Genomic DNA, 23243 nt, shown 5'->3' with positions numbered 1-23243 from the left:
CGAGAGGGGGAGTCGTGCGGGCAGGGACCGTGCTGGACGGCCGCTATCAGCTGATCGAGGCGATCGGGGCGGGCGGGTTCGGGCAGGTCTGGAAGGCGCACGACCCCAAGGTCGACCGACAGGTGGCCGTCAAGGTCCTCACCGGCGACGGCAGTGCGGACAGCAGCCAGCAGTCGGCCCGCTTTGCCCGCGAAGCTGCGGTCGCCGGCAGCCTGTCCCATCCGCACATCGTCACCGTCCACGACTTCGGCTCCGCCATGCACGACGGACGGTTGCACGCCTACCTGGTGATGGAACTGCTTCGCGGCAAGCCCCTCAGCGCCGTATTGAAGGAGGGCCGGCTGCCTCTGCCCGATGCCGTTCGCACGGCCGTGTGCATCGCCGACGCCCTGGGCACCGCCCACGGCGCAGGCCTGACCCACCGGGATATCAAGCCGTCCAACATCATCCTCCGCCCCAACGGCCAGGCGACGGTGTTCGACTTCGGCATCACCAAGAGCAGCGACGAACGGCACGACATCACCACCAGCGGCGTCCTGATCGGCACCCCGGCCTACATGGCACCCGAGTGCTTCAACGGCACGTTCGACCACCGCTCCGACCTGTACTCGCTCGGGTGCGTGCTCTACGAGATGCTCACCGGGCACCAGCCCTTCACCGGGAACTCCTGGCACCTGATCAACCAGCACCTCAACGAGCAGCCGCCTCCCCTGATCAAGCGACGGCTCTCTACCCCGCCTCCCCTGGTCAGCCTCGTTGAACGGCTCCTGGCCAAGAATCCTGGCGACCGTCCAGCCGACGCCTTCCAGGTGATGCTGGCCCTCCGTGAAATCGACCGGCGGTACTTCGACGAGGGCCTACCGAACCGTGGGCTGGACAGATACGTCCGCTCCGCCATCAGCCCCCGCATCGCAACCTTCGGCGCGGTCACGCACATTCTTTTGGCAGACCGGGCGCCCTGCCCGGTCTGTGCACCCGAGCCTGGTGCGGGCGGCGCAGAGGGGTGTGACTCCTGCCAGGGAACCGGTGAGGCTTCCGCAGAAACAACCCACAGGATCCGGATCCCTCCTGGGGTAAAAGCGGGGCAGCGACTACGCCTGAAAGGACTGGGCTGGCCGGGAAGGAACGGCGGCGAGGCGGGGGACCTCTTCGTCGTTGTACGGATCGAGGGATGACGCCCAACCGACCGGCCATCGAGCCGCGGGGCGTCGGTCGTACGGGACGGCATGAGGGCCAGCGAGCGGGCGCGTTCGGCTGAATCCCGCCTAGATTATGGGAAGTTCGCGCTCTGCCGCCCGCGCGGACTGGTGGCTACCCTGCCGGGTATGTCGAAGCATCGTCAGTGGCCCGGCCCGAAGGGGCAGTCCTACGTTGCCGCACCGGAGCTCCCCTCGTACGACCGGCCGCCAGCCTCGGACGTGACCATCGTGCGCCGCGACGGCACACAGGAGACCCGGCCGGCCCTGGCCCCGAAGCTGTCCCGGGGCTCGTACGATCCCGCCCGCAAGCCCCAGGAGACGGGGAAGTCGGCGAAGAAGTGCGCCAGCTGCAATGGAGAGTTCAAGGAGGGCCAGCGCAAGCAGCGCCGGTACGACGCATGGCGGCACATGCCCGGCGAGTGCGCCCCGCAGGCGGTGCAGCCGGTCCGACCCCGTCCGACGGGCCGGAAGGTCCCCCTGCACGAGAAGGTCGCCCGCCGGTTCTGGATCCGCCGCCGCTGCCCCGTCTGCGACGCGAAGGCCGGCCAGGATTGCACCGACCCCGGCGAGCCGGGCGGCAAGGCGGTCCGGCGCGAGCACGGCCATGACGAGCGGATCGAACCGATCGTGAAGGAACGCGAGGCGGCGACGAAGGCCAAGAAGGCCCGCGAACCGGAGGACCGGCGCACTCAGCGCGGGAGCGCGAGCATGGTCCCCTACTACCGGCTGATGAAGATCTCCTGCCCGGTGTGCCACGCCAAGCCGGATGCCGAGTGCGCGCTGCCCGCCGGATCCCACCAGGCGAGGTTGGACATCCTCAACCGCTACCGCACCGGCGGCGGCCGCCGCCGACGGTAGACGCTGCTTCGTCAGGCCGCGGGCGGCTGACTGGACGGGGTCGCCTGGTCGGCAGGCTGGTCCAGCTGCTGCTGGCGGCGCCGCTGCTCGTTGCGGTGGTCCTCGACGCGCTGGGTGAACTTCTTCAGCGCCTCGTCCTCCCGTCCGGGCCCGTACTCCTTGTACGGGCCGATGCCGAGCCGGACGGCGTTCACCTCCTCCTCGATGGCGTCGGCGGTCTGCTGGAGGAAGTAGCTGCGCTCGCGGAACTTGTAGTAGCCGGTGAACATCGCGGCAACCGTGATGGCGAAGCTGATCGCGGTCAGGCTGACGCTCTGCCAGGTCAGCTCCTTGCCGGTGTCCAGGGCCGCGATCGTGGTCGTGGACGCGGAACCGATCATGATGAGGGTCTGCAGGCCGTTGTGGATCCGCCGATACTTGCGGCTGTCGGCCTGGTACTGCTCGACCGCAACCGTGACTTCCTCGCGGTAGATTTTGCGCCGGTCGTCCACGTCCGGGTTGTTCCTGACCTTCTGCTTCCACAGCGCCTCCTGCTGCGAGGCGAGATGCACCTCTAGGCGCTGGAGGCTGGGCACGTCCCGCCCGGCGAAGTAGACGCCGACCAGCGTCAGCAAGGACATCAGGAGCAGGCTGCCGCAGATCAGGTCACCCACGACGAACCGCGCGGGGTCGCCCGTGGTGCCCCAGGCGATGCCCGTGCCGATGACGGCGGCGAGTAAGGACAGCCAGCTGAGGGCCGCCCCCGCGCGCCAGATACGGTCCAGCAGCCGGCGCCGGGCGAGCTGCTCCTGGGCGTCGATGACGAGGTTGGTGGTCACCACGTAGATCCGTTCGTCGGCGTCCCGCTGGCGGGCGCGAGTCCGTTCGGCTTCGTCCCGCTTACGAGCGTTGATCAGGTCGTCCGCGTCCTGGATGCGGCGGGGCGCGTCGTCGTCGAAGTCCCGGGCCACGGGATCAGCGGGCGAACGCTTCGGTCAGGCTGATGCGGTAGCCGTCCTCTTCCATCAGCACGACGGTGACGCCGAACGGGTCGGGGTGGTCCAGCTCGATCGGGGTGAAGGAGAAGTTCACCGCGGCCTGGATCGGAGGCACCAGTTCGCCGCCGGGCTGCGGCGCGGAAGCCGGCCTCCAGTCCGGGGCGACCGACGCCCAGCCCTCGGCGCTGCGGGACAGGAGCTGCTCGCTGTAGGGGAACTGGTGCAGGACGTGCCCGTCGCGGGTGGCGACCACCATGTTCAGGCACGGCGCCGGGCCGACGATCGGCAGCTCGCAGGCGGTGGCGACGTCGTGGGTCTCCCACGCGAGGACGACCTCGTCCGCGCCGGCCGCCGCGGCGATGTTCGCGAGTTCCGCGATCCCGGCGAGAGCGTCCTGGCCGACCTTGAGCGGGCGGACCCAGATCAGCCCAACCAGCTCGCCGCGCACCAGCGGCATCATCAGCGGGCGCGGCACGACGCCCTCGCCCAACGAGGCGGTGTACGTCTCCTTCGCGACGCCGACCAGTCCGTTCCACATCCGTGCTTCCACGGGAGCCCCCTCCGTCTGCCGTAACCGATCATCGCTGACCCTGCCACGCAGGGTGATGCCGTGTCAGCGAGATGATCAGCCAGCCCAGCCGAACGGGAGGGGCGAGGGGCAACCCATGCCACCCGGGGTGCAACACGGCACTGCAACGCGAGTGCAACCCGGACCCTATTGCAGCCCTGATCTGCTCAAATGCGTGTTGCGCGCCTCAGCTCGGCTGAGAACGCGACGCTATGCGGCAGAGCCGTCTACGGTTCGCGCCATGACAAAAGTGATCTTGATGTATGGCCCGGAGCACGGGCGGATTCTCACCACCGAGACGACCGACGGGGAGGTGCTGCGTGAGGGCGGGTGGAGCTACCAACTGACCGATGACGTGGACGAGCGAGGGAGGCGCATCGCACGGGCGTACATGGACTGACCGGACGGCGGGGCCGTTAGGAGACGGCCCCCGCCGTTGGTTCAGCGCCTGGTGTCCAGGTACGCCTGCCGTGCGATGACCAGGCCGCGCCAGCGGTTGCGGGTGTGGCGTTCGCCGTCGAGCCACCGGGCTCCGGAAGCATGATCGAGGGGCCTGTCCGCCATGAACTGGGCGATGTCGACGTAGTAGGCGTAGTCGCCGCTGCGCGTGAGGTCGCGCAGCAGGGAGATCGCCGCGCTGATCTTGTGGTGGTCGTCCTGGACGGCGTGATGGAAGCACACGGCCAGTCCCAGCGCGGCTTCCGACGCTGTCAGGCCGGCGTCGCTGATCTCGGTGCGCAGCAGGCGTACGGGCTCGAGGCTGCTGATTGCTCCGGCGTCTCGGACGAGCGCGGCGATTTTCGTGGTGAGGGTGGTGGCCCGTAGGTCGAGCCCCCTCAGCAGCTGGTCGGCGAGGTGGAGTTCGTCGTCGGCGGCGTCAGGGTCGGTGAAGGCGAGGACGAAGGCGCGTTGGGCCTGGCTGGTGGCTCGCTCGCCGGCGATGCCGTGCTGCTCGGCCTGGTCGCGGGCGGTGGCGTAGGCGGTGGCCGCGCGGTCCATGTCGCCGTGGGGCCAGAAGACGTCACCTTCGACACGGTGCTTGCGGCCTTCCCAGCCGAGGGTCTGCGCGACGTCGTAGGCGGTGCGGAAGTCGCCGGTGAGGCGGGCCAGGTGAGCAAGGCCCCGCTGGGCGGCTGGGGCCAGGCGGCCTTGGCCGTCGGCGACGAGCTGCATCCCGTGGCGCGAGCCGGCGGAGTCACCGAGGTCGCGCTGGGCCTTGGCGAGGTAGTAGACGGCCATCTCGTGCAGGTCGGCGGGCAGCAGTTCGGTGCGTACGACGCCGGAGAGGCGGGTGGCGGTGAGCGAGCGGTGCTCGTGCTGGCGGCGGGCGAGGGTGGCCAGGAGTTCGACGAGGGCGTCGGCCGGCGTCGTCATGCCGCCGTCGGCGTCGGTCCGGGAAGGTGGGGCGATCGGTTCCCACACCGAGTCGCCGACGTACGCCCAGGCGGCTTCGGCCAGCCAGCCCAGGTCGAGACCGAAATCGCGCGCCAGGGCGAGGCCCTGGCGCAGGCAGCCGACGAGCAGCATCCGGTCCCGGCCGGTGCGCGCACTGAACTGCTCGCCGAGGGCGGCCAGCGCACGCTGGGCTGCCTGCTCCCAGTCGCGCGCCGACCAGCGGTCGTCGGCCTGGTCGTCGGCGCCGCGGACGGTGGAGCGGATCAGCCCGTGCAAGTAGTACGGCCACAGCCCGAAGACGTTCTCGCGGACGAAGGGCCGTTCGATCAGCCGCAGGGCCGGCGCTTCGTGGCGCAGTCCTGCGGCCGCGGTGGCCAGAGTCAGGTCGAAGGCGTCCAGCAGGGCCACGGAGCGCAGAACGTGGCGTTCGTCGGCGGTGAGGTCGGACAGGGTGCGGGCGATCAGGGCGGGGAAGTCGTGGTCGAAGTCGGAGGGCTGCGGGGTGCGGCCGGTGCGGCGGATCTCCAGGAAGCGCATCACCGACAGATCGAGGTAGAGGGGCAGGCCGTGGGAGCGGTCGGTGATGACCTGTCGGATCTCCTCGCTGATGAGCGGTTCGCCGTCGCGGGTGAGCCGGCGGGCGAGGTGGTCGTCACAGTCCTCGGGGGAGAAGTCGCCGACGAGGACTTGGCGCCCGTGGCCGTGGGGCGGTCGGGCGGCGCGAGCGGCTGGGACGGCGGCGGGGAGGGCCAGGCCGGGCCAGGCGGTCGGGCCGGTGTAGTCGAGCTGTCCTTGGAGGGCTCCGTCGGCCCATTGCAGGCGGGAGCGGCCGGTGATGACGAAGAAGCAGTTCGGCATCAGCCACACCACCCGCTGGATGAGGCGCTCCAGGTCGCGGTGCGTGCGGTCGCCGACGTCCTCGAAGGTGTCCAGCAGGATCACCGGCATGACGCGCTTGTCCGCGGGCAGCTGTGCGAGCTCCCAGGCCAGCAGGTGCGGGTAGAAGGACAGCGACTCCAGGTCGGGTTCGGCCTCCAGCAGGTCCGCCAGCCGCGCGCACCCGGCGAGTGCCCGTACGGTGTGGCGCCGCTCCCGCAAGGCCCCTGTGAGGGAGCCGACCACCGCACCGACTGCCGTGCCGACGGTGCCCGGCAGGAGCAGGGCCTGGGCGACGTCGGCGAGGGCGGACTGCATCTGCTGGGGCATGGCCTTGCCGAACCGGCCCGCAATGCCTCCGCGGCGCAGGTACTCCTCCAGGCTTTCGCCGGGGTGCAAGGTCTCCCAGTAGCGGCGCAGGGCGATGTCGAAGGCAGGCAGTGGACAGCCCAGTTCGGCGAGCGCGGCACGGATCGTGAGAACGACGTCCTCGAAAGAGGTGCCGGCGGAACGGGCCAGGTCGATGCGCACGGGCAGGATCCGCTTCCCGGACCATGCGGGCTCGCCCCACTGGGAAGGCCGCTGGTCGGCGCCGGTGAGCGCGGCCTCCAGCTTGCGGGACAGGGTCGTCTTACCGATCCCGCCGACCCCGTGGAACACCATCACGTTGTGACGCGGTCGCTCCAGATCCTCGACATCGAAGCCGGGCTCATGGATCTGCCGCAGGTGCTCGGCCAGCGCGGCCGCAACCAGCTCCCACTGAAGCTGCCGGTTCGTGAACGCCTCCACGGCCTGAAGGCCCCGGTCGTTCGTGCTGAACAGCGCCCGCAGATCCCGACCTGCCACGTCCCACCCCCGAAACGATGATCACCTGGGCCCAACCTATGCCGGGAAGCGGCCCCTTGGGGAAGCATCCCCCGGACGCCCGAGAGCGCGAAGGCATTCCGTACGCGCACGCGGCGCTGCGCCACCGGAATCGGCCAGGGAGACAATGACCGTTTCCGGCAAGATCAACACGAAGGTGGTAGCCATGTCCGACAGCCCCGACTTCTTCGGTCTGGAAGGCGGCGTCGAAGCGCAGGCCGCGGACGCCGTGCGGGCGGTGGTGAGCTGGTACAACGACCAGCTCCTCGCCCAGCAGCGTTCCCCGGTGCCCGATGAGGAGCGGGTTGAGGAGCTGCGGGCCGGACGTCAGGCCGCGCTCGCCGACCAGCAGCAGCTTGCGACCGCCGACTTGGAGGAAGCGGCCCGGATCAAGGAGGTCTACGCGGCCCGGCTGAAGGACCTCGACGCGTCGTAGGCCGCTCCTCGGAGCGTGACAGGCAGAGGCCACAGGGAGGGGTGCGACCGGTCGATCCAGGCCGGCTGCATCCCGGGCGGCATCAGCGGGCGGGCGAGCGCGACCATCTCCTCCAGTTCGTCACGGTGCTGGGGGAGCGCTCGCCACAGACCGTGATGGAGGCGGAAGAACGCGGCGGCCTCCTGCTCGGTGTACGGGCGTGCCCGTTCGGCCGCCAGGGCCCATGACGCGCTCCCGGCGCCGCCGGCCTCGTGCCGCAGCAGGGCACGGCCGTCTCGCCGGATCACCGTGATCGCGGCGATCGCCGGATGGCGCTCGGCGGCGGTGACCACATCGGTGAGCGCGTGGAAGCAGGTCCGGTGCCCCGACCACGTGGTGAACCTGGGGGTGAGGCCGATCTGCAGGGACCGGGCGTAGCGCAGCGCGGTGGCCTGACGGCTGTCTGCCTCGCGGACGGCCAGGACCACGAGCTCGACCGGGTAGCCGCCGGCCGCGTACGGCAGTGCGCTGTCGAACAGCTCCTCAACGCTGCCCGGCGCGCCCTCGATCAGGACGTCACCACGCCGCTCCCGCACGTACTGCTCGGCCTGGGTGAACCATGCCCGGTAGTCCGCCCGGATCGCCGCTCCGGCACGGCGGGGGTCCTCGCGCAACAGCCGCAGGTAGTCCGGGTGCTGGGCCTTGAAGTCGTCGCCGATCAGGTGAGTCGTGCCCGGCCGCATCGCGCGCCGCACCATCCTCGCGGCCAGGAGCTTGCCCGCCCCGGGCTGCCCCAGCACGTAGACGGCGCGCGGATCGGGCCGGGTGATGATGCCGCTCAGGTACGACGGGGCGATCAGCTCGTCGAAGACCCATCGGTGCTCGTCAGCGGAGAGGCGGTGGTAGTCCACGCCGGGCGCTCGCCGCAGGGGCTGGGCGATGCGCCGTACGGGCTCGGCAAGCGCGGCCGCGCGCCGGACGTCCCGGTGAACGGCCAGGCGCTCGTCCTCGGGCAGATCACGGTGCACCCGCACCTCGGCCCGCGCGAGCGCGTGGTGGAAGACGGCCGTCTCCTTCGCGCTCCAGGGCCGGCGCTGCTCGAACACCACGGCCCTGTCCGCGGCGGTCCGGCGCCGCCACGTGCCGTCGAGCAGTTCGTTGTCGTACAGCACGGTGCCGTCGCGGCGGACCACGGTGATCCGGTCGGCCAGGTGCTCGGCCTCGATGACCGCGAGAGTCCGCAGCATGCCCTTCGCGCAGGCGTCGTGGTTCTCCCACGACACGTACCGCGGATCGGAGAGAAAGCGGTCCAGGGTACCCAGCTGGCTCAGGGCCTCCGCCGTTGCCACCGCCACTACCTCGATCCGGTGGCTGGCCTGCCGGTAGGCGGCTGAGGATGTCCGGAACTCTTCCGCGTCGGCGAGGGCGGATTCGACCACCGCATCGAACCCGTTTGCCCGGACGTGCTCTTCGACCGCGGCCTGCCAGCGGCTCGTGTCCGGGCGCACCTGGACGCCGGCGGTGCGGACATCGGCGGTCAGCAGCTCTGTGTACCGGCGGTGCGCCGCCTTGTAGAGGTCGCGGCAGATCCGTACGGCGCCGCCCCGGCGGTCCAGAGCCGCCTGAACGAGATTGGCGATAGCGGTCTTCCCCGCGCCCGGCTGCCCAGCGACCACCACAGCAACCGGACGGGACTGGCGCACGACTCCCGTCGTGGCCTCCGGAATGATCACCCGTTCCAGCACCTGGCGGCGCTCCGACTCGGACAACGCCTCCAGAAGGCCGCCTTCCCCCACCAGTCCTCCATGCCGTTCGAGCCCACACGGTCAGGGCCGAGCAGAGCTGTTCGCATTTCAAGGTCAACATAGCAGGCGTACGCGTAAAGAACGAATCTCGTACGCGATGCGTACGCGAACTGCACGGTTAATGGGGTAGAGTGTTGGTCAGGAGGTGTTCCATGTCCGAGTTGTTCGACGCGGTCGACGCGCTGGTCGCGTCCCGCTCTCCGCTGCCACCGGCGGAGGAGCGCAAGCGGCTGCGGGTCGCGCACGGTCTGACGCTGGACGATGTCGCCGGCGCACTGAAGGTGCGGCGGGCCACGGTGTCCGGATGGGAGTCGGTGAAGAAGCCGACCGAGCCGCGCGGCCCGGAGCGTGAGGCGTACGCCCGGCTGCTGAGGCAGCTCGCGGAGCTCTACCCCGCCTCGGAGGAGCCGACCGCCCCGGTGCCGGCCACGTTCACCAGTGCGACCGCCGCGGAGGAACCGCGGACTCTGTCCACAGGCCAGGCGTCCGAGGCTGCGGTCATGACTGCGACCGAGAACACCCAGACCCCTGCCCCTGCCCCTGTCACTGCTGCTCCGGCGGCCGCGTCCCGTCCGGCGCGCACCACCAGGCCGTCGGCGACGTCGCGCCGTCCGGGTGCGAAGAAGGCGGCCCCGGCCGGGACGCCGGCGGGCGGCACCGACTCGCGGTTCGAGAACGGGCCGCTGGCGGTCGTCGACGTCGAGGACGGGCAGGTGCTGGCGTACTGCACCGGCGGCCTGGTCCTGGACGTGCCCGCCAAGAGCATCCCAGCCCTGGTCGACTGGACGCTGCGCGAGGCCAAGCTCGGCCAGCCGAAGCTGTCCGGGCCCGGCAAGGACGCCGACCCGCTCATCGTCCTCACCGAGGCCGCGCTGGAGCGCTACGGCCTGCCCGTCACGCTCACGGAGGAGGAGAAGCACGCCGGGCGGATCCCGGAGGGCCACAAGGTCATCAAGCAGCTGGTGCGCGCGGAGTGGAAGCTGACGAAGAGGGGCTTCGGGCCGTGGGCCCGGATCTACCGCCCCGCCACCGGGTCGGAGCGGGCGTGCGTGCAGCTGTGCATCCCGTCGTGGAACGCGCTGGACACCCGGCACTGGGGCGAGGCCGGGCAGCTCCCGTCGGCGGAGCTCGCCCGGGTCCTGGGCGTGTACGCCTCGCGGGTGATGACGCCGCGCGGCTCCACCGCCGTGACCGGCCTCGAGCTGATGACCGCGCTGCACCCGCCGACCCGGGCCTCCGAGCCGGACGCCGACGGCAAGCGGCACTCCGAGCACAACCCCGGCTCGCTCGGCAAGGACGCCATCGACCCGATGAACTTCCCGCCCTGCGAGGTCCCCGACGGCCACCCCGTCCTCAAGGACCTGCCCCGCTTCCACGTGCGCGGCCCGGCGGAGAAGCTGTTCGAGGAGGCGTACGACTGGGCGCGGCCGATGACCGACGCGGAGTGCACCCTGCGGCATCTGGTCGGCATCGACGTCAACATGGCCTTCGCCGCCGGCGCCAACGGCCTCAACGTCGGCCTCGGGGAGGCGACGCACGTCAAGGCCCCCGCGTTCGACCCGAAGCTGCCCGGCTCGTGGCTGGTCGACCTGTCCCACGTCGACCTGTCCCACGTGAAGGTCGGCAAGGACAAGTGGGTGGAACTGGACGGCGCCCTGCTGCCGTCCCCGTTCACACAGAAAGGCGAGCGCCCGACCGGCCCGGCCTGGTACGCGACGCCCACCGTCGCCTACGCAGTGGAGCTCGGCTACGAGGTGCGCCCGCTGGAGGCGTGGGTCCGCTACGACAACGGCCGCTACCTGGACGGCTGGTACCAGCGGCTCCGTGACGCCTACCTCGCCACGATGGCCGACCTCGGCGTCGACGCCGACCTCGCCCCGGCCGAATTCCTCGCCGCGATGGACGGCTACAAGGAACGCAACCCCGAGCTGGCCATCGTCGTCTCCGCGGTCAAGGCCACGGCGAAAGACGGTATCGGCAAGTTGCGTGAGCGGCCCCGGGGCGAGAACTGGCGGCCCGGCGAGCCGTGGCGCGCCCTGTCCCGGCCGACGTGGCGGCCCGATATCCGGGCGGCGGTCATCTCCCGCACTCGCATCAACCTGCACCGCAAGATCGTGCGGCACGCGGCGTTCACCGGGCAGTACCCGATCGCGATCCTGTCGGACTGCGTCGTCTACGCCGCCGGCGGACCGAGCCCGCTGGACTTCCTGCCTTACCGGGAGGGCAAGCCGCTGCCCGGCGGCTTCAAGCTCGGCATCAACCCCGGCCTGGTCAAGTGGGAGGGCACGCAGGACGTCCTGTGGGGCGAGGAAGTCCGGGAGCGGTTCAACGCCCCGCAGCTCAACCTCGCCCGGTACATCAAGGACGGCACCGTCACCGACGTCGACAACGGAGAGTAGGAGTAGGCCACGATGAGCCTGTTCGGGGACGGCCTGGACGCCGCCGTGCAGAAGGCGTTCACGCGCCCGGCGCCCAAGAACGCGGGCCCGCAGATGCGGTACCTGGTCAAGCAGCTCGGCGGCACCAAGGCGGTCGCGCAGATGCTGCGGGTCTCCCAGCGCACCGTCGAACGGTACGTGAAGAACCAGATCAAAAAGCCCCGCCCGGACCTCGCCGCGCGCCTGGAGAGCGAGGTGAAGAAGCGCTGGCAGCCGCAGATCAGGGCCAAGGCCAGGGCGAAGGCGGCGAGCACGGGCGGCATCGTCATCGACGCCCGCGCCCGCATGGGCTACACCGCGCCGATCGGGTCGACGGACCAGGACCGCATCCGGCACTTGACCGTCGCCCTGCCGCCCGTCTATGCCGCCCGCCTCTTCGACGCCCAGGAGCAGGGCGCCGGTGATGACGAGCTGCAGAAGATCGCGGCCGAAGCGCTCAAAGAGGTCTACTTCCAGGACGGCGGGCGCCGCGCCGGCTCCCTGGAGGAGGTCCGGTTCACGGACATCGAGCACCTCGAGTTCGACCTCTAGCAGCCCGCGAGCCCGGACCGACACGGTCCGGGCTCGCTCGCGTATCCGCGGGGGGGTCGGATATTCATGCACGCGATGCCGTGTTCAACGACGCCGCCTGGTGCCGGTCACCCCGCGACTCTGGCCGGACCGGGAACGCCGGCCTTCCCGTGCGGCGAGGGCCGCGTCGACGAAGGCCCGCACCCAGCACGTCGTCGCCGGTCAATGCTGAAGAAGCGAGTTCGGCGGCTGCGTCGACGCGCCTACGATGCGGTGGTGCGGAACACGAAGGCGTTCAAGGAAGCCGTTGCCCAGACGCTCGCGGAGCTGGCCCGCCAGGGGGTGACCCTCGCGCCGGCGACCGTGGAGGACACGATCGAACGGCAAATCACCACCGTGGCGGAGCGGCTCGGGATCCAGGTACGTTCCGCCTGGCGGTACTTCGACGCCTCCGTCACGGCCGACCGGCTCGCGCAGAGCGTGGCGTCGTACGAGGACAGCAGCAGCGAGAAGGGCGTCGGGCAGGCTCCGATGCCGCCGATCGACAACCCGGAGCTCGCCCTGGTCCTCGCCGGGGTGCCGGACTCCCTCGCGCAGACCGGCGGCGACCTGTACGCGGTCATCATCAACGTGGCCGTCAACGCCTGGATGGCCGGCCACATCCACGGCGAGGACGGCTGCACCGGCTGCGACGGCAGCCGCGGCCCGGCCGGACACGACTGGGAAGCCCGGATGCGCACCATCACCGAGCTCCAGCCGAACATCACCAAGTGGTTCGACCGCGACGTGTGGACCCGCGCCGTCAACGACGCGGGCTACGCCGTCACCCGCCGCTGACGTCAGCGAACCTGGACGGATACGGTCCTGGCTCGCTCGCGTACCGGAACAACGTCACGCCTGGAGCGTGGTGTCCGACGCCGGGCTGCGTGGGGCCGGTACGACAGTGCTGGCCTGCTCGACGAACTCCCTCACGAGCGTCACCGTCTCAGCGACCGTGACGTCCTTCGCCCACGTCGCCTTGTGCCACCAGCAGGACAGCTCGAACCGGTACGCGCCATGGGCCAGCTCCACGCGCTCAATCCACGGCACGTGCCTGCATCGGCGGGAGCGGATGATGTGGCGTTCCGTCGCCTCCACATGCATCCGGGCGAGGGCGGCGTGGTACCGGGCGGGCAGGGTGCGCCGCTCCAGGCAGACGCGACACTCCAACAGGTGCAGGGCGGCGCCCTCCTTGTTCTGCAGGAAGGAGTGCGCGGTGCTCTTTCCCTCATAGGTGTTGCAACTGCCGCACAGTGGGCCGCGGACCAGGCCGTGATCGTGACAGTGATCCCAGACCGCCGCCCGACCCTCCGAGCACAGGCGGCACAGGTAGCCGTCGGCGCGGGTGCTGCGCGTGCGGGCCGACTCGTACAGCACGCCGCGCAGGTGGCCGGTGTACCGCTGGAAGGTGGCTCCCGAGCACGGCGGACACAGGGTGACGTAGCCGAGGGGGCTCGGTGTGCGCCAGGCATCCCCACGCGGGCCCTGGGCGCGGCAGCGGCCGCAAGTTCGGGCCTGGGCGACCAGGCCCTCCGTCACCTGCTCCCACCGGTCGAGGAGTTCGGCGTAGGCCCTCGGCAGCAGCAGGCTGTCTCCAGAGCGCGTCATCAGCTCCAACGGCCGGGTGTTGGCGATGTTCTGCCGGCGCCCGTTGTGGGCCGCGATGAACTCTTCCCAGGTCAGGTCACCGGGCAGCCCGTCGGCGCCGATACGTTGCCAGCTGTCGTTCCAGTCTTCGTAGTGCCGCTGCTCCTGGTGCCTGTGGCGGGCGTGCCAGTACATCCAGGAGGCGATCTTCTCCCGCCAGTCGGCCCGCCCCCGCTCCTCCGGGTCCTGATCGTCACGCTCGCGGTAGGGCGGCACCTGGAACTCGACGACGTCGCCAGGGTCCAGGCGGAAGTCAGCGAACGCCTGGGCAGCGCGTCGGATGTCCCGTTCGTCGTACGTCCACTTCGACCTGTTCTTGTAGCAGCGGATCGCGATGTCGCCGATGACGACGTGGCCGTGCTGGCGCCGCCGCACCATGTGTACGAGGTCGTCCGGGTCGAGCGGGAGGGCGGATGCGGCGGAGATCTCCGCGAAGTATGTGCGGGCGAGCCGGGGGCTGATCTGGGCCATGCCCGGATGGTGGCAGCGGGGTCTGACAGCATCCCCTGCGCACTCGCACGTGAGATCGGATCTCCGTACAGGCGCGCGAGTGCGGGTCTATTCGCCGTCCTCGAAGCCGCGCTCGAAGCCCTTGAGGACGGGGTCCAGCTCGGCAGCCGCGCCACACAGTGAGCACAGCCGCACCCCCGGCTGCTCGGCTGCGTCCAGCGCCCGGTCCAGCGGCAGCACCGGCGCCCCGGCCGGCGCCTCTTCGCAGTCGACGGCGTGCACGACACCGCCCCGGCCGGGACCGCGGCCGCCGGCCTTCGCCAGCACCCAGCCGGACTGACGCCGCGGCCCCAGCGCCACCTGGACGGGCGAGGGCGGCTTGAGGTAATCGGTGGGTACGGCGTCGTACGAGACGCCGTCCACAGGCCGCACGTGGTCCGGGGCGCGCACCCAGACCCGGTACTCGGCAGGCTCCACCGAGTCCCCAGGGCCGTTGCGGTACGCCGGCAGGCCGACCTCGTACCTCCAGCCGTCGGGTGCCTGGCGCCGGAACCACAGGTGGGCGACGACCTCCTGGTTCCCGGGCAGCAGCACCCGGATGGGCACCGGCACCGGCTCGGGAGCGGAGGACGTCGTCACGCCTCCCACCGTACGGACGGACGCCGACAGAACACTCGCCCGTACTGCCCCTGCGGCACACCAGTGATCAAGGGACAAGTGGCCGGTCGGTGTAGTACAGACTGACGCAGAGGGGGCACAGAGAGGTGTCTTCCACCCGGTCCCAGCCGGGAGGCAGCACTGCCAAGCCGGTGCGCCGGTCCACCATGAATCCGTCGGACGTTGCCACTGTCCTGCACCATGAGCACGCCACGATCAGCTTCCCGGCCGCGTGTCGATACGCGGCCCAGTGCTTGATCCAGCTGATCAGCTTCAGCATGTGCCCACTCTAGAGCTGGTGGCGACCTGGTGTAAGGGCCGTGAGCAGCAGGGCGGTCACGCTGCCGGCCTCCGTGATCTCACCGGCACGCACCGCTTCAACGGCATCGTGCAGCGGACGCCACTGCACAGTCATACCTTCCTCGGTCGCATCCCGGCGCATCCGGCCCGGCCGGAGATCTGTGGCGAGCATCAGGTGGGCCCGCGCCCGTGTGGTGCCAGGCAGCGGATCGATCACACCGAGTGTGTCCAGCCGGCCAGCGGCCAGGCCGGTCTCCTCCTCCAGCTCACGCAGCGCTGCGCGGCGCGGCTCCTGCCCATCCGTCCCGCCGCCTGGCACGTGCAACATGCGCCGGCCCTGGAGGTAGAAGGTGTCCTCCACCAGCAGGGTCCGCCCGGCAGTGTCGAGGGCTACCACACGCACGCCGTCGGAGACTGACACGTGCTCGTACACGCCTTCTGTGCCATCCGGACGTCGGACAGCATCGCGGTGCACTGACAGAAAAGGGCCCTGGTGCACCAGCTCTGTCGACCGTCGCCTCCACGTCATACCGAGTGCTGTCCCCCTGCTGTCCGTTCAGCATGCAGGGATCAGGCTCTCAAGTGCCGAGCACGGTTTCGCACACGGTCCTGCGGGATTCCTCGGCGACTATCCACAGGCGATCCGTGGTCCCTGGAGGCATGAACGATCACGAGCAGCAGCCAGCCCCGCGCCGCGGCAAGGTCCTGGAAGCCCTCGCACAGGCGGAGCGGAAGGTGTTCACCCGGCCCGCGCCGAAATCCGCAAAGGCACAGGTGAAATTCCTTCTCACGCGGGCGAAGGGGTCGACCAAGGATCTGGCGGAGCGCCTGGGCGTCTCGCGCCGCACGGTGGAGCGCTACCGCGCCGGGAAGCTGACGACCCCGCAGAAGCGCCTCCAGGCCGCCCTGGTGGAGGAGACCGAATCCGAGTGGCAACCGCAGGTCAGAGCACAGGCACGCGCGCAGGCGGCCACCTCCAGGGGGATGATGGTGGAGGTGACGGCCTACTTTGGATTCACCTGCACGGGCAGCTCGGACGACGGCCGCGAGCGCCAGATCACCACGGACATCTCGCCCTTCTACGTGAAGCAGATCCTGGAGCTCCAGGAGGCCGGTGCGACGGAGGAAGATCTGCATCCGATCGTCGCGGAGGCCATCACCGAGTCGTATTTCACGGAATGGGGCACACGGGCCGATGGCCTGCGCGCAGATTTCACGTCCGTGTCGAAAATAGACTTCCGGTTCTGACCCGCTCGAATTCACAGCCTGCTATAAAACGTATCGGCGGGCCGCCGCACAGCGCTCTGGCGGCGGCCCGCTCTGATTCCTCACCACGAATGCGAGGCCGAAGATGACCAGGATGTGGCCGCCCGGCGGCGGCACCCGTCGACCGCTCGCCCCGCGCCTCGCTGCGCCCCGTGAGCCGGTCGACCCCGCCCGGATCGGTCGCCGTGTTGTACGGCGCCGGGCGAAGGGCATGGACGCCGGCGCCGTCGCGGCGGCCCTCGAGGACGCCCGGTTCGACGCCCGGCAGAACTCGCGGCTCGAGGACCTGGCCGACGATGTCCGCGGCCGCGCGGAGCTCGCGGAGTGGGAACGCCTGGACCAGCTGCTCGCCGCCGCGCCTACGGGCACGGTCTACGACCCGGACGCCGACGACGTCGTTCAGGCCGAGCTCGCCGCCGACGCCGCGGCCGCCGCCGCCCGGGAAGCCGAACTGCGCGAAGCCGCCCGGATCGCGGCCCGCGCCGACGAGCTCCAGGCGCTGCGCGAGCTCGGCACGCTGGAGCAGACCGAGCCCCGTACGGGAGACGAAGCCGTCCGCGACGAACTCACCCGGCGCGCGGGCGGGTACGTCCAGGCCGACGTCGACGGCTGGCTCGCGCACGCCCTGGCCGCTCACCTCGGGCACTACCGCGATCCGGCCGCCCGCGAGGAAGCAGCCGGCCTTCTCACACCGCCGGTCCTCGCGCACGCCGCGCTGCTCGCCGAACTCGCCCGCCTGGTCCCCGGTGCCAACGTCGACGAACTGGCGTTCGTGGCCCGGCTCACCACCACCGAGCCCGAAGCCGCTGGCGCGCTCGCCGCGTTCCTCACCCGCGCCCGGCCGTAGCACCGCATCCGTGATCACCGAGGGTGACTGTCACGCTGTCACGCCGACCGGTGTCACGCACCCCGATCCGGCTGTCACGCCGGGGTGTCACGCTGACGATCCGGCCCGGAACTACGGGCCCGGCCCCGAATCTCGGCCACCTCGCCGATCAGCGTGACACCCCTCCCGGAGCGACTACGGTCCGCATCCGGCTGCGGTCCCCGCCAAGACACTGGCGGGTGGTTTCACGCCAAGCATCACTGCGCACGCCGGGCATCGACCTACTCTGCGGTGCCATGGATGACGAGCTGACCAACGACGACCATCTCCGGGCTCTGGCCGCGCTGGAGGCCGTCGTCCAGAACAACGACGGCGCCCTGGAGGTCCTGGCGGGTGGCGCGCACGAGCGCCCGCTGGCGGCCCTGCTCGCCGCGTACGGAAAGCACACGCTTCACCGCGTCCTGCTCGCCGCGTTCGGCATCGAGGCCACCATGACCCACGACGAGACCGGCCAGCGCGTCGCGGAGCTCAACGGCGATCCCATGGCGCGCATCGTCTTCCTCCTGACTGACTCCCTGTACCACCAGGCCGTCCTCGCCGGCGACGATCTCGTCACCGCCAAACGGATCGGTGGATCCCTCCTGCTCGCGATCCACGCCTTCACCGACGCGGACAACCAGGACGCGTTGACCCTGCTGCGCGCCCTGCGCAACGAGGCCCTCCGAGCCGGCTGACGGCACCGGTCAAAGTTCAGTGGGACACCTCGCCCACCTGAACAGTGGACCGAGCTGTGTCATCGCCCCCCTGTTTCCCCAGGTGGACACGCTCACCTGTGTCACTGTTCAGCTGATCTGTGTCATCGGACATCGCGCCCCCGCATGAGCCGCCGGGATCGGCCCCGGGCGGGCCGGGGAGTGCGGAAGAATCGCCGGGGTGAGCACCGACAGCGCCACCGCCGCGCTCTACGCCCAGGCCCTGCAAAGCACCGCCACCGACCCGAGCCGGTGCACCGTGCCGTGGGGTGTGTGCCCGGAGCACGGCGGCACTCTCAAGTCCCGCGCGCGAGCCACCGAGGGCTTCGACTCCTGGTGCACGGATTTCACGTGCTTCAACGTCTGGCCGTACGACCGGCTGGACACGGCCTGCACCGAGCCGGCCACCCACACCATCCAGGCCGACAACGGCGACCGCTACGTGGTCTGCGACGGCCACGCCCTGACCGCCCGCACCCAGATCACCGACGGCCAGGTCCTGCCCGGCCTGCCCGCCTGAGCACCCGGGAGGCGCGATGACGCAGCACGAGTACCAGGTCGTGGCACGGTGCACCGACCCGTCCCACCCCGGCGTCACCACCCTGATCTACACCACCCACGCTGTCTCGATCCAAGAGGCCACGGCGAAGGTCCAGAAGCTGCGCATCGACAAGATGACCCCGGGCCTCTACCGCATCACGCAGATCACCGAGCGCGAACCGGAGTGCACCTGCGCCGTGCCCGGCCTCGGAGGCAAGTGCGCCGGCGAACCCTGGTGCGCCAAGGTCGAAGGAGCCGTGGCCGCGAGCCCCGTACCCGACTGAGCAGAGCGGTCCCACGGCCGCCGTGCGGCCGATACCGTGGTGACACACGCCCGTTCGCGCCCTGGAGGCCCTCGATGAGCGAACAGCCGGCCCCCGCCGACACCGCCGCCCGGCAGCTGGAGCCCGCGGCCGCCGACGCGGTCCGCGCGTACGCGGCCAAGACCCGCGCCGACGCCGACCGGTTCGCCGCCGTCCTGGAGGACATCGCCACCAACGGCCTGCCCGACCCCGAGCAGTGCACCCCCTGGGAGGAGCTGCGCGAGGCCCACCTCGCCCGCCTCGCATCCCAGCGCCCGGCCGTCGCCTGATGGCCCCGCAGCACGGCCCCCGCCGCGCCCGGATCGCGTTCTCCGACTCCGCCGCCAAGCAGCTGGAGAACCTGACCAGCGAGGCTCAGATCCACGCCCTGGACCGCGCCCTGGTCGTCGTCTCCGTCGACCCCGAGGTCGGCGAGCCAATCCCCGGCGACACCGCCGGCCCCCAGCTGCGCGAGTACGCCGACGAAGTCGAGCGCGTACGCCTCCTGTACTGGGTCACGGCCTTGAAGACCGTGGTCGTCGTCGCCTACCTCGAGGTCTGACCCGCGACGTCCTGGACCAGGCCGACCGCGTGCTGCTGGCGCGGCCGGCCTCCGCGCGTGTCCGTCGTTTGGTGAGGGATCGGGTCTGTCGGTTGGTGAGGGATCGCTCGCGTATAAGGAAGACGTAGGACTGACTGACCTGATGACGGGCGCGCTCTTCCTCACCCGCCGAAGGCGAAGTACCGGAAGTACGGCCGGGCAGATGCCACCGGCCTTGCACCCTTGCACCCCATTGGTAGGTACTACAGGTAGTACCTATGTGCGGGTTGTAGATCTTTCCCTCTGAGGGCGAAGCTCGCTGCGCGGGCACACATCACCCGCCACCACCTGCACCGAGGCACACCCCACCCGTCCGGCGCACATGATCCTTCCCGGCGCTGTACGGCCGCCTGCGGCGTTCTGACGCCCTCCGGGCTCCCGAGCAACGATCAAGGCCCTCAAAGGCGCTCACAGCGGCGCACAGCGCCTCGGGCGGCGGCGAAGCGCCCTGCCCCTCGGCGACGGCTCCACGACGGGCGCCGCGCCCTCCCCCCTCGGGCACCGCCTCCCGCCGCTCCCGGACCGAGCTCCGCTCTCAGGGGGGAGATCTACAACCCGCACGTAGGTACTACCTGTAGTACCTACCAATGGGGTGCAAGACGCCTCCCCAGCGCAGCGCAGCATTCGCACGCCCCGCCCCGGAGAGCCACGACCCGGATGCCGCTACGCGCATCCCGCAGCGCGCCTTGCACCTCGCGCGACCTGCGCCGTACAGCAGCCGCTGCTGCTCCTGGTGGCGAAGGGTGCAAGGCCGTCTGCTGCGTCCCGCAGCACGGGCCGGCGTGCAGGAGCGTCCCGCCAGGCGGCACACGGCTGCTGCTCGTGTAGCAAGGCCGACCTCACCGCGTACAGCGGAGCACCGCGGCAATCAGCGGCTACGCGGTCGCGGCTGCTCCTGTCGACCTGTTGTCCTGTCGGCTGCTGCTGCGCCCGCACGCCCGCACGGCGCAGTCAAGGAGGACGTCGAAGCCAGCGTCGCGGTCGATTCCTGAACCGTGGCGCGCGACCTCGCGGGCTCCCTTCACGGCCTCCCAGGCGACGGTCTCAGCGAGGGTCGGCCGCTGGCCGTAGAAGTCCAGGGCGTCGGCAAGGTAGGCGGCGAAGCCGAACTGATAGGTCCGGGCCTGGTCCACCTCGTCCACGCGGCGTTCGGCGCGGCGTGCCGCCTCGAACCAGTCCAGGGCCCGGCCCCGACCCACGGCGTTGACGACGATCGTGAAGAACGACGTCACGGGCTCCGTGCTCGCGGGCCAGTCATCGGTGGGGAGGCCGTAGCGGTTCGCCAGCTCCTGGGTGAAGTGGATGCCGAAGTTGTGCGTCACGGCCTACTCGTACCGCGCCAGCCGGCGCTCGCGTGGGCGGCGCGCGGCAAAGCCTTTCGGGAACGCCCGTGCGGGCCGTCCCGCCTGCGGCTTTCCCCTGGAGGGGAACGGTGTACGCGGTGCTCGGAAGGACGGCGCTTGTTCTGGAGAACTAGAACAAGGCGGTATCCCTGGTGCTACCGCCTACTCGCTGCCCGCGCTACGCCAGCAGAGCTGACGGTGGTCGGTTTGGTCCTGCACAGGGAAACCTTTGTCCACCCAGACGGGGACTTCTGGTGTCGGCGCCGACACCGGGAACGCGATCGGCGCCGCGCCCATGGAGGGTGCAGCGCCGATACCCTGCGGGGTGTTGGTCGGGTCAGCCGACGGCGTGTAGCGAACCGCGCCTCTTGGCGGCCGCGGCCTTCTTGGCGGCGGCTGCGGCCGCGCGCTTCTTGCGCTGTTCGGCGAGCTGGTCCTGGTAGGCGGCGACGGCTCGGTGGTAGTCCGCCACGTAGGTCTTGCTGTCCAGCCGGTCCGCCTTGGGCATCGCCTTGACGGCGTCCAGGGCGTCCTCGGGGGAGTTGTAGCCGGCCAGCATCGGGTTGATCTGGTAGACGCCGTTGCGGACCTTCTTGACGAGCTTGGCCAGCTCCAGCTCCCGCAGTGCGGCGTTCACGCTGGGGCGGCTGAGCCCGAGCAGCTCACCGAGGGTTGCCTGGTCCATCGTGATGCGGCCGCCGGCCTCGCTGCGCGCCCGGAGCTTCAGCAGCGCGCGGTAGGCGGCGGGCGGCAGGTCCAGGTCGGCGAGAAGACCGTCGGCATTGGTCGCCGACCACTTCAAGGTGCTCACTGGGCTGATTCCTCCTCCTGGCGCTGCGCACGGGCCAGTCGGCGTGCAGCGCGTTCCTCGGCCCGCTTCTTGCGCAGTTCCTCGATCGCCTCGCGCATGTGCTCCAGCGACGGGAACCGCACCAGATCCGGCAGGCTTTCGTCCCTGCGGATCTTCGCGATCGTCTTGTCCTGGTCGACCTGCACGTACTCGGCTTCGACCAGCTCCGTGCCCGGGATGAACTCCGCTACACGGTACGAGTAGGGCGGGTTGAACTGATAGACACCGCGGCGCACCTTGAAGACGATGCCATGGCTCATGACCTCCTGCAGCGCCTCGTTGGTCTTCGCGCGGGGCACGTCCAGGACCGTCGCCATCTCCTCCTGTGTCAGCCGGATCTGCCCGCCGGCCTTCTGGCAAGCGATCAGCAGCAGGATCAGCCGCAGCGGCAGGGCCTCGCGGAAGTACTGCGCGATCAGGAAGAAGAACTCCAGCGAGTCCATGGAGAACGCCTTGGGACGCTCCGGGTGCTCGTAGAACTCCATCGGCTTGCGCTCGCTGCTGAGCGAGAGCTTCCGGCGCGGGTAGCGGCGAGCGACCGAGTCAAGGTCGTCAACCGGCTGCACCGGCTTGGACCACGCCTGGATCTCCTCACCGAGGGGCAGCTCCGTACGGCGCGGCGCGCGCTTCGGTGCGGGACGACGGCGCTGTGGCTCGGGTGTCACGAGGCTGCTCTCCACTCCGCTGATCTTGGGCGCCAGCAGTATGTCAGCCACGCCGACAGATATGTCGGCCTCACTGACATTCCGGCGTGTTGTGTCCCCCCAGGGGGGACAGATCTCCCCCCTCCAGGCGACGGCAGACCGTTCAACGGGACGCCGTCGTGAACGTCGGCCTGGCTGACGTTTCGAGCCCGAAACGTCGGCCAGGCTGACATTCCGTCTGCGATGTGACTACTCAGGAGGTACACATCGCAGACGTTGTGTACCTCCTGGGGTGACAGATCGCCGAACGTGCAAGCCGCTGACCAGCGGGTTCTTGATCTGCGTAAGTATTAGGTGGCTGAGGTCCACCCGCAGGCGCCGACCGGACCCCTCGTGGCTGAGGCGGCTTCGCGTGCGGGCCCGTGGGCCCGCGCAGACCGTAGACGGCACCAGCGGCTCTGAGTCTCGGGCGGTGCCGACCGTGACGAACAAGCACCAGGAGGCGGGGCCGGCCTCCGTGGCGGGTTCCGCCGCCCGGCCCGAGGGGCCGTTCGGCTCCGGTACCTCCGCACGCCGGAATTCATGCTTTCCGATATCCGAGGTACTGTTCTGTGGCTGAGGCCCGAAGCCGCTCAATTCGTGATTCCTCGCGTGACTGGTTGGCAAAACACGGGCGCTGACGTTTCATCAAAAGGCGCACCCCACCCGGGTGGTTGGGGGGTGTCCCGTGTTTCCGCCAACGGTACATGCTGCATCAACCCGATGCACGCGGTACACTGGAACCCACACGAACGAGCGACCCACCACCCCAGTAGCCAGCCCGGCCCGCGCCAGCGGGCCCCAACGGTTCTGGAGGCGCAGCCGGAAGGACCGTCAGGCGGGGGAGCGCAGCGGACCCGCCGGGAGCGCCCCGCGCTCCCCCAACTCCCGTACTGGAGGCCCCACTAGCCGCACCCCACCCACCCGATCGGCCCGGCCTCGCACCGCGCGGCCAGCCGGGCGCGCAGCGGCCGGCCCCACCGCCTCCTGGAGCGCAGCGGAGGGAGGCGCCCGTGCTCCGCACGGGCCAGCGGGAGCGCAGCGACCGCCCCCCTTGCACATCGCGCAGCGATGTGGTACCC

The 23243-nt window shown here is 70.4% G+C and carries 25 protein-coding genes; 14 read left to right on the top strand and 11 right to left on the bottom strand.

What is annotated here, in order from left to right:
* Positions 1 to 14 precede the first annotated feature (14 nt).
* On the top strand, positions 15 to 1175 hold the full coding sequence (locus tag KUM03_RS06800) for a protein kinase (RefSeq protein ID WP_217246098.1): 1161 nt from the start codon (positions 15 to 17) through the stop codon (positions 1173 to 1175).
* Positions 1176 to 1325: 150 nt separating this feature from the next.
* Positions 1326 to 2057 (top strand): hypothetical protein, encoded by a 732-nt coding sequence (locus KUM03_RS06795; protein ID WP_217246097.1) that lies wholly within the window; start codon positions 1326 to 1328, stop codon positions 2055 to 2057.
* An 11-nt stretch (positions 2058 to 2068) separates the two neighbouring features.
* Here the strand turns inward: KUM03_RS06795 and KUM03_RS38995 are convergent, their stop codons facing one another.
* Both KUM03_RS38995 and KUM03_RS06785 read right to left on the bottom strand, forming a co-directional pair.
* Positions 2069 to 3007, bottom strand: a complete 939-nt coding sequence (locus KUM03_RS38995) for a DUF4231 domain-containing protein (RefSeq protein ID WP_308406272.1) — start codon at positions 3005 to 3007, stop codon at positions 2069 to 2071.
* A 4-nt stretch (positions 3008 to 3011) separates the two neighbouring features.
* Positions 3012 to 3572 (bottom strand): hypothetical protein, encoded by a 561-nt coding sequence (locus KUM03_RS06785; protein ID WP_217246162.1) that lies wholly within the window; start codon positions 3570 to 3572, stop codon positions 3012 to 3014.
* Positions 3573 to 3843: 271 nt separating this feature from the next.
* On the opposite strand from KUM03_RS06785, the gene KUM03_RS06780 reads away from it, so the two are divergent.
* Positions 3844 to 4002: a hypothetical protein gene (locus KUM03_RS06780; protein ID WP_217246096.1), complete on the top strand. Its 159-nt coding sequence runs from the start codon at positions 3844 to 3846 to the stop codon at positions 4000 to 4002.
* Between the two features lie 41 nt (positions 4003 to 4043).
* Here KUM03_RS06780 and KUM03_RS06775 read toward each other — a convergent pair whose 3' ends face one another.
* Complete coding sequence (locus KUM03_RS06775) at positions 4044 to 6719, bottom strand: ATP/GTP-binding protein (RefSeq protein ID WP_217246095.1); 2676 nt, start codon at positions 6717 to 6719, stop codon at positions 4044 to 4046.
* Between the two features lie 184 nt (positions 6720 to 6903).
* On the opposite strand from KUM03_RS06775, the gene KUM03_RS06770 reads away from it, so the two are divergent.
* Entirely contained in the window at positions 6904 to 7173 is a 270-nt protein-coding gene (locus tag KUM03_RS06770) for a hypothetical protein (RefSeq protein ID WP_217246094.1), read from the top strand.
* On the opposite strand, the gene KUM03_RS06765 is transcribed toward KUM03_RS06770, so the two are convergent.
* On the bottom strand, positions 7137 to 8948 hold the full coding sequence (locus KUM03_RS06765) for a zeta toxin family protein (RefSeq protein ID WP_308406271.1): 1812 nt from the start codon (positions 8946 to 8948) through the stop codon (positions 7137 to 7139). The two genes, KUM03_RS06770 and KUM03_RS06765, sit on opposite strands and share 37 nt — an antisense overlap.
* A 161-nt stretch (positions 8949 to 9109) precedes the next feature.
* Between KUM03_RS06765 and KUM03_RS06760 the strand changes: the two genes are divergently transcribed.
* The 3 genes from KUM03_RS06760 (at position 9110) to KUM03_RS06750 (ending at position 12742) form a co-directional block, all read left to right on the top strand.
* Complete coding sequence (locus tag KUM03_RS06760; RefSeq protein WP_217246093.1) at positions 9110 to 11356, top strand: helix-turn-helix transcriptional regulator; 2247 nt, start codon at positions 9110 to 9112, stop codon at positions 11354 to 11356.
* Between the two features lie 12 nt (positions 11357 to 11368).
* Positions 11369 to 11926 carry an XRE family transcriptional regulator gene (locus tag KUM03_RS06755; RefSeq protein ID WP_217246092.1) on the top strand — a complete coding sequence of 186 codons (558 nt, stop codon included), beginning with the start codon at positions 11369 to 11371 and terminating at the stop codon, positions 11924 to 11926.
* 255 nt (positions 11927 to 12181) lie between these two features.
* Complete coding sequence (locus KUM03_RS06750) at positions 12182 to 12742, top strand: hypothetical protein (protein ID WP_308406270.1); 561 nt, start codon at positions 12182 to 12184, stop codon at positions 12740 to 12742.
* Between the two features lie 54 nt (positions 12743 to 12796).
* On the opposite strand, the gene KUM03_RS06745 is transcribed toward KUM03_RS06750, so the two are convergent.
* From KUM03_RS06745 to KUM03_RS06730, 4 genes are all read right to left on the bottom strand, one after another.
* Positions 12797 to 14062: an endonuclease domain-containing protein gene (locus KUM03_RS06745; RefSeq protein ID WP_217246090.1), complete on the bottom strand. Its 1266-nt coding sequence runs from the start codon at positions 14060 to 14062 to the stop codon at positions 12797 to 12799.
* A gap of 87 nt (positions 14063 to 14149) precedes the next feature.
* Positions 14150 to 14680: a DUF6233 domain-containing protein gene (locus KUM03_RS06740; RefSeq protein ID WP_217246089.1), complete on the bottom strand. Its 531-nt coding sequence runs from the start codon at positions 14678 to 14680 to the stop codon at positions 14150 to 14152.
* 67 nt (positions 14681 to 14747) lie between these two features.
* Positions 14748 to 14978 carry a hypothetical protein gene (locus KUM03_RS06735; RefSeq protein ID WP_217246088.1) on the bottom strand — a complete coding sequence of 77 codons (231 nt, stop codon included), beginning with the start codon at positions 14976 to 14978 and terminating at the stop codon, positions 14748 to 14750.
* Between the two features lie 9 nt (positions 14979 to 14987).
* On the bottom strand, positions 14988 to 15431 hold the full coding sequence (locus KUM03_RS06730) for an NUDIX domain-containing protein (protein ID WP_217246087.1): 444 nt from the start codon (positions 15429 to 15431) through the stop codon (positions 14988 to 14990).
* 227 nt (positions 15432 to 15658) lie between these two features.
* On the opposite strand from KUM03_RS06730, the gene KUM03_RS06725 reads away from it, so the two are divergent.
* The 7 genes from KUM03_RS06725 (at position 15659) to KUM03_RS06695 (ending at position 19246) form a co-directional block, all read left to right on the top strand.
* Positions 15659 to 16246, top strand: a complete 588-nt coding sequence (locus tag KUM03_RS06725) for an HTH domain-containing protein (protein WP_217246086.1) — start codon at positions 15659 to 15661, stop codon at positions 16244 to 16246.
* 103 nt (positions 16247 to 16349) lie between these two features.
* On the top strand, positions 16350 to 17111 hold the full coding sequence (locus KUM03_RS06720) for a hypothetical protein (protein WP_254398949.1): 762 nt from the start codon (positions 16350 to 16352) through the stop codon (positions 17109 to 17111).
* Between the two features lie 275 nt (positions 17112 to 17386).
* Positions 17387 to 17824 (top strand): hypothetical protein, encoded by a 438-nt coding sequence (locus KUM03_RS06715; RefSeq protein ID WP_217246085.1) that lies wholly within the window; start codon positions 17387 to 17389, stop codon positions 17822 to 17824.
* Positions 17825 to 18023: 199 nt separating this feature from the next.
* Positions 18024 to 18362 (top strand): hypothetical protein, encoded by a 339-nt coding sequence (locus KUM03_RS06710; RefSeq protein ID WP_217246084.1) that lies wholly within the window; start codon positions 18024 to 18026, stop codon positions 18360 to 18362.
* Positions 18363 to 18378: 16 nt separating this feature from the next.
* Complete coding sequence (locus KUM03_RS06705) at positions 18379 to 18666, top strand: hypothetical protein (RefSeq protein WP_217246083.1); 288 nt, start codon at positions 18379 to 18381, stop codon at positions 18664 to 18666.
* 74 nt (positions 18667 to 18740) lie between these two features.
* Positions 18741 to 18974 (top strand): hypothetical protein, encoded by a 234-nt coding sequence (locus KUM03_RS06700; RefSeq protein WP_012477033.1) that lies wholly within the window; start codon positions 18741 to 18743, stop codon positions 18972 to 18974.
* A complete protein-coding gene (locus tag KUM03_RS06695) occupies positions 18974 to 19246 on the top strand; it encodes a hypothetical protein (RefSeq protein ID WP_217246082.1) in 273 nt (90 codons plus the stop codon). Before KUM03_RS06700 ends, KUM03_RS06695 begins: the two co-directional genes overlap by 1 nt.
* A gap of 914 nt (positions 19247 to 20160) precedes the next feature.
* Here the strand turns inward: KUM03_RS06695 and KUM03_RS06690 are convergent.
* The 3 genes from KUM03_RS06690 to KUM03_RS06680 form a co-directional block, all read right to left on the bottom strand.
* Entirely contained in the window at positions 20161 to 20607 is a 447-nt protein-coding gene (locus KUM03_RS06690) for a hypothetical protein (RefSeq protein ID WP_217246081.1), read from the bottom strand.
* Positions 20608 to 20965: 358 nt separating this feature from the next.
* Positions 20966 to 21439, bottom strand: coding sequence for a helix-turn-helix domain-containing protein (locus KUM03_RS06685; RefSeq protein WP_217246080.1), 474 nt, complete (start codon positions 21437 to 21439; stop codon positions 20966 to 20968).
* Positions 21436 to 22194, bottom strand: coding sequence for a hypothetical protein (locus KUM03_RS06680; RefSeq protein WP_308406269.1), 759 nt, complete (start codon positions 22192 to 22194; stop codon positions 21436 to 21438). Before KUM03_RS06680 ends, KUM03_RS06685 begins: the two co-directional genes overlap by 4 nt.
* Positions 22195 to 23243 lie beyond the last annotated feature (1049 nt).

The sequence above is a fragment of the Streptomyces sp. AC602_WCS936 genome (genome assembly GCF_019049125.1).
Taxonomy (GTDB): domain Bacteria; phylum Actinomycetota; class Actinomycetes; order Streptomycetales; family Streptomycetaceae; genus Streptomyces.
Note: the sequence above shows the minus strand (reverse complement) of the source record. Positions and strands in the feature narration are given on the sequence as shown.

Bases quoted from the DNA above. Each gene is read 5' to 3' on its own strand.
- KUM03_RS06795 (WP_217246097.1), top strand. From the start codon at position 1,326: ATGTCGAAGCATCGTCAGTGGCCCGGCCCGAAGGGGCAGTCCTACGTT.
- KUM03_RS06760 (WP_217246093.1), top strand. From the start codon at position 9,110: ATGTCCGAGTTGTTCGACGCGGTCGACGCGCTGGTCGCGTCCCGCTCT.
- KUM03_RS06735 (WP_217246088.1), bottom strand. From the start codon at position 14,978: ATGCTGAAGCTGATCAGCTGGATCAAGCACTGGGCCGCGTATCGACAC.
- KUM03_RS06785 (WP_217246162.1), bottom strand. From the start codon at position 3,572: ATGTGGAACGGACTGGTCGGCGTCGCGAAGGAGACGTACACCGCCTCG.
- KUM03_RS06705 (WP_217246083.1), top strand. From the start codon at position 18,379: ATGACGCAGCACGAGTACCAGGTCGTGGCACGGTGCACCGACCCGTCC.
- KUM03_RS06700 (WP_012477033.1), top strand. From the start codon at position 18,741: ATGAGCGAACAGCCGGCCCCCGCCGACACCGCCGCCCGGCAGCTGGAG.
- KUM03_RS06725 (WP_217246086.1), top strand. From the start codon at position 15,659: ATGAACGATCACGAGCAGCAGCCAGCCCCGCGCCGCGGCAAGGTCCTG.
- KUM03_RS06720 (WP_254398949.1), top strand. From the start codon at position 16,350: ATGACCAGGATGTGGCCGCCCGGCGGCGGCACCCGTCGACCGCTCGCC.
- KUM03_RS06755 (WP_217246092.1), top strand. From the start codon at position 11,369: ATGAGCCTGTTCGGGGACGGCCTGGACGCCGCCGTGCAGAAGGCGTTC.
- KUM03_RS06695 (WP_217246082.1), top strand. From the start codon at position 18,974: ATGGCCCCGCAGCACGGCCCCCGCCGCGCCCGGATCGCGTTCTCCGAC.
- KUM03_RS06770 (WP_217246094.1), top strand. From the start codon at position 6,904: ATGTCCGACAGCCCCGACTTCTTCGGTCTGGAAGGCGGCGTCGAAGCG.
- KUM03_RS06715 (WP_217246085.1), top strand. From the start codon at position 17,387: ATGGATGACGAGCTGACCAACGACGACCATCTCCGGGCTCTGGCCGCG.
- KUM03_RS06745 (WP_217246090.1), bottom strand. From the start codon at position 14,062: ATGGCCCAGATCAGCCCCCGGCTCGCCCGCACATACTTCGCGGAGATC.
- KUM03_RS06780 (WP_217246096.1), top strand. From the start codon at position 3,844: ATGACAAAAGTGATCTTGATGTATGGCCCGGAGCACGGGCGGATTCTC.